The organism is Mycobacterium sp. 852014-52450_SCH5900713 (genome assembly GCF_001667075.1).
In the GTDB taxonomy this organism is placed as follows: Bacteria; Actinomycetota; Actinomycetes; order Mycobacteriales; family Mycobacteriaceae; genus Mycobacterium.
Genome location: NZ_LZIL01000014.1, coordinates 1 through 2,629 on the forward strand (window position 1 = coordinate 1; position 2,629 = coordinate 2,629).

At 66.9% G+C, this 2,629-nt stretch carries 3 protein-coding genes and 1 pseudogene; 2 read left to right on the top strand and 2 right to left on the bottom strand.

Annotated elements, in window-relative coordinates; translation table 11 throughout:
• The first annotated feature begins 176 nt into the window (after positions 1-176).
• Together A5773_RS05290 and A5773_RS05295 are read left to right on the top strand one after the other, a co-directional pair.
• A complete protein-coding gene (locus A5773_RS05290) occupies positions 177-1,109 on the top strand; it encodes an SAM-dependent methyltransferase (RefSeq protein ID WP_067789846.1) in 933 nt (310 codons plus the stop codon).
• Positions 1,106-1,741, top strand: a complete 636-nt coding sequence (locus tag A5773_RS05295) for a class I SAM-dependent methyltransferase (RefSeq protein WP_066957140.1) — start codon at positions 1,106-1,108, stop codon at positions 1,739-1,741. Before A5773_RS05290 ends, A5773_RS05295 begins: the two co-directional genes overlap by 4 nt.
• A gap of 7 nt (positions 1,742-1,748) precedes the next feature.
• Here the strand turns inward: A5773_RS05295 and A5773_RS05300 are convergent, their stop codons facing one another.
• Complete coding sequence (locus A5773_RS05300; RefSeq protein ID WP_066957143.1) at positions 1,749-2,108, bottom strand: hypothetical protein; 360 nt, start codon at positions 2,106-2,108, stop codon at positions 1,749-1,751.
• Positions 2,109-2,325: 217 nt separating this feature from the next.
• Positions 2,326-2,629 (bottom strand): annotated as a pseudogene (locus A5773_RS26425) (chitin-binding protein); the annotation flags it as partial.

Below are 2,629 nucleotides of genomic sequence, written 5' to 3' on the forward strand. Positions count from 1 at the left end.
GCCGAGTGGACCCGGTGGACCGGGTGGTCCTGGCGGCCCGGGTGGTCCCGGTCCGGGGTAGGGGTCGGTAGCCGGACGCCCGAGCCGCGCGGCCTGCCGCGAAATGCTCGGGAACTTATCGCCCCTGGCGGTCGTTATACTGACTAAGTATCGCTTAGACCGAGGGGACCAAACGCATGCCACGCACGGACAACGACACCTGGGATTTGGCCACCAGTGTGGGCGCGACGGCCACGATGGTGGCCGCGGCCCGAGCGATCGCTACCAAGGCCGACAACCCGCTGATCGAGGACCGTTTCGCCGAACCACTGGTTCGCGCCGTGGGCGTGGACTTCTTCACGCGATGGGTCGACGGCGACCTCGTCGCGGCCGACGTCGACGACCACGAATCCGGTTGGAAACTCGAGCACATGCCCGTGGCGATGGCCGCCCGGACCCGGTTCTTCGACACCTTCTTTCACAACGCGGCGCAAGCCGGGATCCGTCAGGCGGTGATCCTGGCGTCCGGCCTCGACGCACGCGCCTACCGGCTGGAATGGCCCGCCGACATGGCGGTGTTCGAAATCGACCAGCCGGAGGTGATCGAGTTCAAGACCACCACCCTGGCGAAGCTGGGCGCCGCCCCCCGGGCGGACCTGCGCACGGTCGCAATTGACTTGCGACTTGACTGGCCGAAAGCGTTGGTGGATGCCGGTTTTGACAAGCACCGCCCGACCGCATGGATCGCGGAAGGTCTCTTCGGGTACCTGCCGCCAGAGGCTCAAGACCGCTTGCTGGACAACATCTCCGCGCTGAGTGCCCAGGGCAGCAGGCTGGCTGTTGAAGCCATCCCGGACCGGCCGCAGCAGGACGTCGAAAAAGCGCGGGAAATGATGCGCAGGGCCACCGCCAAATGGCGCGACCACGGCTTCGAGCTGGATTGGGAGGAGCTGGGTTTCGAGGGTGAGCGCAACGAGGTCGCCGACTACCTGAAAAACCTGGGATGGCAGACGGTCGGCACTCAGATGAGTGAGCTGCTGGCTGACAGTGGGCTGGCGGCGATTCCGCAGGCGAACGACTCGGTGTCCGTCGCCGACACCGTCTACTACAGCTCGGTGCTGAGCGAATGACGGCACCGAGTCGACGAGGACTCAACGACGCGGTCACGCGGCTCTGGAGCTTTTTGGCTCCGGCGTACGATCTGCCGTTCCTGCAGCAGTGGGTTTACCGCCCGCCGCACGATGAGGTGATTGCGCAGTTACGCGCCCACCACGCCCGCAAGATCGCCGATATCGCCTGCGGCACGGGCATTCTCAGTGATCGGATCGCCCGCGAGCTGGAGCCGGAAGAGATCTACGGTGTAGACATGTCCGACGGTATGCTCGCCCAGGCGCGCGCCAGAACCGACCGAGTGCAGTGGTTGCGCGGCCCGGCTGAGCAGCTGCCCTTCGACGACGGCGCGCTCGACGCCGTGGTGACCACCTCGGCGTTCCACTTCTTTGACCAGCCCGCGGCGTTGCGCGAATTCCACCGCGTGCTGGCGCCGGGCGGGTTGGTGGCCGTCGCGGCCCTGAGTACGCGGCAACCGCGGCTGCAGGCATCGTCGGCGAATAGGTGGAAACCGCAACACAATGCGTCGCCGGCGGAGATGAAGTCTTTGTTCGAGGGCGCCGGGTTCGTCATCAGCGATCAGCACCGCATCCCACGGCCGGCCTGGACGCGGATCATCTCCGACCTGATCACCGTCGGCACCAAGGGCTGAGCGGTCGTCAGGCGGCTAGCCTGCTCACGACGCGTGGGGCCGGTCGCGAGAAATGCTCGTAGTCACCGGTGTACACGACGCGCGAGGGGCGATAGCCGGGGACAGACCGCCCCACGGTGATTGCACAGCGCCGAGCGAAACGCTCCCGCCCGCGCGCAACCGTCCGTTCGATGAAGTCGGTGGCGATCCAGCTGGCGCCGAATACCGCCGCCGAGACACCGAATTGAAGCGGCGAGCCGACCGCAAGAGCGACCAGTGCGCAGATTCCGGACACCACCGCGACGACCAGTGTGCCTGCGTACAGGAGGGTCACACGCGGGTCCGGCGCCTGCGGCGAGATAGCGGGCTTGGAGTCAGGCGTGGTCATCGCGCCTCCCCTTCAGTCGATTACACAGGCCAGGCAGGTGCGGAAACGCAACTGTGACCTCGATGTTTCGCTATCGAGACCCGTCAAACGAGGGCCATACGGCACCTATGGCATGGCGGACGGCCCGCACCGAAAGGCCAAAAGTCCCGGAGCTATCGACTGACAGCACAACGCCCGCCTCGCCGAGTGGCGAAGCGGGCGTTGCTTTTACCGCTGTTTACAGCGGAATCCAAACCCCGAAGAACCAGAAGCCCCACTGATTGAATCCGGGGTCCCACACGGGAGTTTCCTGGTAGCCCCAGTAGTTGATCGGGCCATATCCCCACTGCCCGCCGGGCGGGGGGAGCGGCCGGTCCCACGCGGGCCGGGGCGGCTCACCGGGTCCCCAAGGTGCCGGCCCGTCACCCCACGGGGCACCCCGGAAGTAGCCGCGGTGGGCGTCTCCGTGCCAGGGTCCGCCCGGATGATCGGGCGCGCCAGGTCCGCCGGGGCCACCGGGAGGTCCGCCCGGATGATCGGGT